8 protein-coding genes are annotated in these 6,964 nt (G+C 57.2%); 7 read left to right on the top strand and 1 reads right to left on the bottom strand.

Annotated features, from left to right (window positions below):
* The 7 genes from CKO11_RS16950 to CKO11_RS16920 all read left to right on the top strand — a co-directional run.
* Window positions 1-1,508: hypothetical protein (locus CKO11_RS16950; RefSeq protein ID WP_223641448.1), on the top strand; the 1,508-nt coding region annotated here is incomplete at its 5' end.
* Between the two features lie 80 nt (window positions 1,509-1,588).
* Window positions 1,589-1,849, top strand: a complete 261-nt coding sequence (locus CKO11_RS16945; protein ID WP_223641446.1) for a hypothetical protein — start codon at window positions 1,589-1,591, stop codon at window positions 1,847-1,849.
* Complete coding sequence (locus tag CKO11_RS16940) at window positions 1,846-2,529, top strand: TIGR02594 family protein (protein ID WP_223641444.1); 684 nt, start codon at window positions 1,846-1,848, stop codon at window positions 2,527-2,529. The genes CKO11_RS16945 and CKO11_RS16940 overlap by 4 nt, the downstream gene beginning before the upstream one ends.
* 14 nt (window positions 2,530-2,543) lie before the next feature.
* Window positions 2,544-2,747 carry a hypothetical protein gene (locus tag CKO11_RS16935; protein WP_223641442.1) on the top strand — a complete coding sequence of 68 codons (204 nt, stop codon included), beginning with the start codon at window positions 2,544-2,546 and terminating at the stop codon, window positions 2,745-2,747.
* Window positions 2,744-3,058, top strand: coding sequence for a hypothetical protein (locus tag CKO11_RS16930; protein WP_223641440.1), 315 nt, complete (start codon window positions 2,744-2,746; stop codon window positions 3,056-3,058). The genes CKO11_RS16935 and CKO11_RS16930 overlap by 4 nt, the downstream gene beginning before the upstream one ends.
* A gap of 299 nt (window positions 3,059-3,357) precedes the next feature.
* Window positions 3,358-4,077, top strand: a complete 720-nt coding sequence (locus tag CKO11_RS16925; protein ID WP_223641438.1) for a hypothetical protein — start codon at window positions 3,358-3,360, stop codon at window positions 4,075-4,077.
* Window positions 4,074-5,222, top strand: a complete 1,149-nt coding sequence (locus CKO11_RS16920) for an XRE family transcriptional regulator (protein ID WP_223641436.1) — start codon at window positions 4,074-4,076, stop codon at window positions 5,220-5,222. The genes CKO11_RS16925 and CKO11_RS16920 overlap by 4 nt, the downstream gene beginning before the upstream one ends.
* 404 nt (window positions 5,223-5,626) lie before the next feature.
* Here the strand turns inward: CKO11_RS16920 and CKO11_RS16915 are convergent, their stop codons facing one another.
* The gene (locus tag CKO11_RS16915) at window positions 5,627-6,784 is read right to left on the bottom strand and encodes an AIPR family protein (protein WP_223641433.1); all 1,158 of its coding nucleotides are present in this window, start codon (window positions 6,782-6,784) and stop codon (window positions 5,627-5,629) included.
* Window positions 6,785-6,964 lie beyond the last annotated feature (180 nt).

Raw genomic sequence — 6,964 nt, 5'->3', positions numbered from 1 at the left:
ATGCCGCGATCCAGCGGTTTTTGAATAGCGCTGTAATTAAAACGCTGCTCTTTACCGAAAACGACCCAAAGAAAGAATATCTGTGCGATCCCGTTGACCTGACGGGTTACGACAGGAAAGAATTCGTTGGTCGAAAATACTGGCGCAGTGCCGCCCCAATTATCCGCAACCCCGCATACGGGGACTCGTTCTTTGGGGATTGCAATGGGGTTTTGTTTCAAAACATCCATGTCTATGGGCAAAAAGATAACACGTCAAACGTCTCCCGTGGCATCCACCTGAACGGGTGGGGCAACCGCGTGGTCAATGTCTTCGTTCGGTGGTTCAACGATGAGGGTGTCTGGCTTCTGGGCGGCGGCAACTTTGTCATGGATAGCTCTGGCTGGGACTGCTGCGGGAACTTTAACGCCACGGAGCGCCGAGGCGCTTTACGGCTCAGCGGCACAGATGACTACGCCATCAATTGCCAATTCGGCTGTTCCCAAAACGTGGATGACTGGCGGCAGATTACCAGTGAGAACCTCTATAATATTGGTGTTCTGCTCGAAGGGGCGAACAGCATGTTCGTAAACGTCCATGGTGAAAACTCGGACGTTGGCATTTGCCTGACAGGCCCGAACGGTATCAATCGCTTGACTAACTGTAGGGGGGACCAGTCATGGGGCCATGGCTGGATCATCGAGAGTCCTAAGAACCAGATTGTCAACGCTTTGGCTGAAAACATCAGCCTCGAAGGTGAAAACTTGTATGATGGTTTCCACACGACTGGCCAGGGCAACAGGTTTGCAAACTGTCATGTGAGGGCCATCGACCGCTTTGATGGTATCAAGCTCCCGCGTTACGCGTTTTTTGACGGTGTATCTGCGGGCAACGCATGGCAACGCAACAACTATACCAATTGTGGCGGCGATCACTACACCGCCGAATTTAAGGCCGCTGAATGGCTCGGCTCGGCGTTTGAGGATAAACCTCATGTGGTACGTGACACCACAACCACGCCGAACGTAACCCGCACGTCCTTTATCTGGTGTGCTGCTACAGAAGGCAGCACGATTACGGGTTTTAGCGGGGACGTATGGCCGGGGAAGCGGGTGCTTCTCCTTGCGGAAAATGACATAACCCTTGCCGATAGCTGGGGGTTCCAGTTGCGCGGACGGGCGAGCCGGGCTCTGTCTGCTGGGGAGTCCGCCGAGTTTATCTACAACAACACGGTGTGGCGTGAGGTTGGATCGGCAGGGGAGTCGATCATCAAATACCCCCATTATTGGGGCGCGGGAAATATTGCCGCTGGTAGCTCTGTGACAAGTGCGCCGATCAGTGTTTATGGCGCACGGTATGGCGATCACGTCAGTATTTCCCCATCCGATCCGAACACGGATTCCACGGTGGGGCTCATAACCCGCGCGGTCGTTTCGGCAGACGGTCAAGTGCAGATTACCCTTTTCAACCCAACTGGCGCGGCTATTTCGGCCAACACCACATGGCAAATTCGGGTAACGCCGGGGTGATGGATTGCCGAGCCTGTCTTCTGCGCATTGCTAACCGAACCCGCCAGAACGGCGGATAAACCCGGAAAGGGCTCCCTCAAATGACAGACAGAGTCCGCGAGGCGCTCGGCGTCGTCGCGCAAACCGTCATGCAACCGGGCAAGCAGTTGCTGGCGGTGCTGGCCACGAATGCCGCGGCATGGGCGGGCTGGATCGATCCGGCGACCAAGATCCTCGGGCTGGTCGCGGCGGCGCTTCTGATCGCGGTGCAGTGGCACACCCGCAAGATCAAGCGGTTGGAGGCGCGCAAGCTCGCGTTGGAAATCGCGCAGTTGCAAAAGAAAATGGAGGGCAAGGAATGACCACCAACTGGCGGACCGTGCAGGAGCGGCTCAAGGCGCTCGGCTTCGATCCGGGCTATATCGACGGGGTGCGCGGCCCGAAAACCGATGCCGCGATCATTGCCTTCAAGCGCAGCGTCGGGCTGCGCCCGCGCGCCTATTTCGGGCCGATCACCGAAGCCGCGCTGATGGGCGGGGCGCAGCAACGTGCGCGCGCCGATATTCCGTGGATGGCCGAGGCCTCGCGGATGTTGGGGCTGCATGAAGGCCGCAACACGGCAACGCTGCGCAAATGGTTTGATGCCTCGGTCAGTTGGATCGATCCGCGCGAAATCCCTTGGTGCGGGGCCTTTGTTGCGACCTGCATCCGTGCGGCGCTGCCGGGCGAGACGTTGCCTGAAAACCCCCTGGGCGCGCGTGCCTGGGGCGGGTTCGGCGCGTCTTGCGATCCGGTCTTTGGGGCGGTGCTGACCTTCTGGCGCGGTTCGCGCGCGGGCTGGCAGGGCCATGTCGGTTTTTACTGGGGCGAGGATGATGACGCCTATCACGTCTTGGGCGGCAATCAGACAGACGCGGTGACCACCACGCGGATCGCCAAAGGCCGGTTGTTACAGGCCCGCTGGCCCGAGGGGCTGCCGGTCACCGGGCGACCGATCCTGCTCTCTGCAGCAGGCACGCCCTTGTCGCACAACGAAGCCTGAAAGGAGCAATGATCATGGCGAATGCCGTTTACGCGCGCGTTCTGTTTTACGCGCTGTCCAGCGTGCTGGCCGCGCTGGTGCCTTACGCCTCGGGCTGGGGTGTGAGCTATGACGCTGCCTCTGGCGTGCTGTCGATTGATATCGAGGTGTTGGCCGGGGCCGTGGTGGCGGCGGTGATGGCCTCGGGCGGGGTCATGGCGCTTTGGGGCAAAAAATGACCCTGCGCGCGGTGCTGCGCCTTTGGCCGCTGTGGCTGGCGATCGCCGCAGCGTTCGGGGGCGCGCTGGCGTGGGGTCATTACGCCAGTCTGCGGGCTGACCTCGCCGCCACGCGGGCTGAACTGGCGGCGGCGCAGGGCATGATCACCGCCTATGCCGAAGCGATCGAGATCCGGCGCAGGTCAGACGAAACACAGGCGCGGCTGCACGAGGCTGCTGCCGCGCTGGATCACCAGCTGGAACAAATGGAGGGGGGAGATGCGCCGCTTAGCGACTACCTTGCTGCTGCCGCTCACAATGTGTGGCGCTGATCCCGTGCCGCCGCTGGCCGGGCTGGATCTAGTGCCCTGTGCCGGCTGGACAGGCGGCGTGCCGGACACCGAGCGGCAGTTGACGCGCGCCGCAGCTGCGGAGCGCGGGGGGGCGGCTCTGTGCGAATGCGAAATTGGTAGCGGTTCGGGAGGTGGCGAGGTGAAGCGGCGCGAGTTGTTGGCAAGCGTTGCGGCGGTTTCGGTCGCGGCGACCTAAGCAAATACTGGGCACCGCGAGTATTGTTACTTGGTGTTTTTTAGCTTATATTCCGCAAAACTTCATGTTGCATGGCGGGCCAATGAGCGTGATCGAGGTGATAAACATCCTGCAGCGGGACCTTCCCGAACCTTTCGTGGCATCTCTCAGAGACGGGCTACGCGAAGAATACTCAAGGGCTTACGAAGATTTAGCGCGGCCACCGGGCGGCTTCATAGCGACTCGTCCAGGCACGGGTTGGGACAGGATTGACCTTCGAGCCGTTCGCAACGAACGACGGAGTAACGGGCTGCGAGCGCTGATGCGCACCTGCTGTGAGCATGGCGCTCCGTTTCAGGTCAAGACGCTCGCTTGCAATGGGCAAACAATCGTGATCGGTCAAGTTGGCCAGCTCCTTATCCTAGTCGAGCCGATTGACAGCCTCTCTTCGCGCCCTGAACGCGCGGCATATAAAGCCGACCTCGCAGCCTCGCACTTCGCAATTAGGCAGCTCGAGATGGACCTCGGGGATGGCTGGCGGCAAAGGATCGACGTCCGGAATACGCTACTAGTCGTCGTCCAACATGGGATGCGAAACGGTGGCTTTAACAGACGCGATACTGCACTTGAGATGATGCGGCTCGTTGTCCCTGACGCTGCGTTCGACTCGTGGCTGGTCCAGGCGAATGTGTTGAATGGCGAACTGAGCGCAGTGCTTGACTGGTCCAGCATCGATACAGTACGGACTGCGCGCCCGATGCAGGAAGACCGGGTTGTGGTGAAACTCAAGAGAAATCTGGGCGCGAAAGACCTCGAACAATGAAACGAGTAGAAGGATTCGTGAGTAGACGGCTGACGCAAGCTAGGGAAGCTCGGGGGCTTACCAAGACTGCGCTTAGCAGCATGCTTGATATTTCACCGAATGCTTTGACGGCTCTGGAGGCGGGTACTTCCTTGCCTCGGCAAGAAACCTTCGATGCCATTGTGGAAAAGACAGCTTTTCCTAGGCAGTTTTTTCTGCGCTCCGTCCCTGCTCCAATGAGCGGACCGGTCTTTTGGCGGCGGCAGGCATCTGAGCCGCTGCGTTCTCAAAACAAGACCGCCCAGCGGATCGAGTGGGCTGCTGAAGCGTTCGAAGTACTGTCAGAATTTGTCGATTTTCCGATGCTTGACCTTCCGCGCCATTCGGATTGGCCGGAAAACTGGGCAGCAGTATCCAACGAGAGAATCGAGGACTTTGCCGATTATTGCCGCAGCGCTTGGGGTATCGGGTCTCACCCGATCCCCGACATGTGCTTGGCGCTTGAAAATATTGGCATCCCCGTTCTCGCTTTCGAAATCGAGAATGAAAAGCAGTCGGGATACTCCCGATGGGCAGACCATATCGCGCGCCCAATTGTCGGCGTAAATACGCTCGAGTCATCTGCCGTTCGCATGCGCTTCAATCTTGCTCATGAGCTGTATCATGTGCTGGCCCATTTCGGCGTGGTCTCCGAAAAGGAGGTTCGTCACGCTCAAACCTACCAAGCGATCGAAAGGCAAGCGCATAGGTTCGCTGGAGCACTTTTGTTCCCCCGTGATGCTTTCTTGAAATGCGTTCAATACCCATCACTAGAAGAATTTGCCGCACATAAGCAGGAATGGGGTATTTCCATTCTCGCTCAGATCAGGCGGGCGCAAGATTTGGGGGTGTGCGATCCAGAATGGGCGCGTGCCCTGAATATTCGTGCATCGAAAAATGGCTACCGCGGCAAGCGTGGAGAGCCATTTGACAAGGAAATGCCCATTGAAAAGCCCCGTATGTTCCGGCGCGCTGTCGAAGCAATAGAGACTGGAAGTGAACTGCTGCTAGAACAGGTCCGTCAGCGCCTCTCCCTTCCCCGGACGGGAGAGATAGAAATTTTCGGCCGTCCCTTAGCTGCATCAGGATCAAACGTGGTGCAACTAAAGCCGATAGAAAGGAACTAGTGAGGCTTGCTGTGATTGAGCCGTTTCAGACGATCTATTCCGTGGCGGGCAAAGGCCGAAACATGGCGGCGGCCGAGCTGTTGATCAGGGGGCAGGGTTGATTATGAGCCCTCGCCCGGGCAGCCATTAAGGTTGCCCGAGCGGCGGCCTAGGGCCGAGACATGTCTACGACGCAAAGACATCGCGGAGAGCGCACATTCGCTGCGGTCGTCTCTCCGTGCAATAAACAAAAAAGGCAGGCCTTCACTGCAATCAGGATCATCGGCCGTTCGGCCACAGATGGACGCGATAGCAAACCTTCTGTCGATCCACCCCGGCTCCATAACATTCGCCGAAACAATAGCCCGGCAGGGCGGTAATCCTGCCGGGCAAGCTAGCTAATCACGATTCCCGCAGCGGTAACTCTAGATCTTACTTTTCAAAAGCTTAGCGTAGATAGAGGTGATCTGCATAAGCGATGTGTAGCAAGCCTTGCTCTTGCCCATGGTCTGCGGATTGTGCCCTGCGATCTCCATGTAAGACTGCTTGGCGACGCTTATGAGTTCTTCGTCACTAAGTTGGCTCGGTTTGCCGAGCTGCCACCCGGCTTCTGCCCTGTAGACGAAGGCGGAATGAGCGGCGATAATAGGAAAAATAATCCCATCAGGGACTTCCATAACTCTGCCGTTGTCGCGCTCAATAGACCGGATACCTGTCCCGATGAAGCCTTGATGTACTTTCCAGCGCCGATAGAGAGACCAAGCAATCGGCGCGACTCCGAGAAAAGTCTTATACATATCGGAGTCGGGTTCATCCGCCAACTTCTGAAAGATCTTCAGGCAACGCGTCTTTTGGCTGTAGGCAAATACCTTATTGGAGAGATCTACGCTCATTCCGTGAGGGGGTGACACGCTTTCGGGAAGTAGTGCAAAAGTTGCTTGAATAACTTTCTCGGTGTCTACGAAATTATCGTCAGCGAGTAGATCGCTCTCACTTTTGCGAAGCTTTGCCGAAGGCTCAACTGACTGTATGCTCTTCTCAAGGTCATCAAGTTGCCCTCGCCGCCCTGCAATAGAGATCGGCTTAACGTCATTTTGAAAGTTTCTCGATATCGAGATCTCGGCGATAAGATCGTCATCATCGGTAACAATGATCTCGAACTTTATGCTCGGCTCCGAAGTATCGTCCGGTGATCTGTTCTCAAAATAGCGCTTAAGCTCGCCACGCGTCTGCGAACCATTAATGATGCTGGCGCCAACCAGGTTCAGCCTTCTATTTTTATCATCAATTTCGGCGTCCCGAGCCACTATTACAGTGCCACTGTTAAGCACACCAAACGTTTCCGGCGTTTCCCGAAGGCTCTTTCGCATCGCTTGGTGCACGAGTGTTGGGGATTTTTTTTGCTTTCCCTTGGCGTCTACCAAGTACTCACGGACATTCTCGTTATCCTCAAGCCCAATCACCGATCGCGCAGGCGCTGATCCAGAATAGACACGACGACCGACGGCTTCATCATCAGGTGAGGAGATGTTCCGACATTTGTGGAAGTCAAAAAAATAGACTTCACTCGAAGGAGTGCTCATAGTATTTCCTTTCATTTCCGCCGACCGCTTTCACAACGCGCCCACCATGGGCGTGACCTGCCCCCCGGTCGTCCCTCAGTCATAACGAGAGTCCTTGGGGTTGATAGTGGTCGGGTTCAGGTTGGGCAAGCGCGCCGAGCGCGGAGCCCTCAGATTGCTCAAGCGCTCGGCGCGCTTCTG

The organism is Rhodobacter sp. TJ_12, from assembly GCF_020023995.1.
Taxonomy (GTDB): Bacteria; Pseudomonadota; Alphaproteobacteria; order Rhodobacterales; family Rhodobacteraceae; genus Rhodobacter.
The sequence above is the reverse complement of the archived record's forward strand: the minus strand, read 5'-3'. Positions and strand labels throughout refer to the sequence as shown.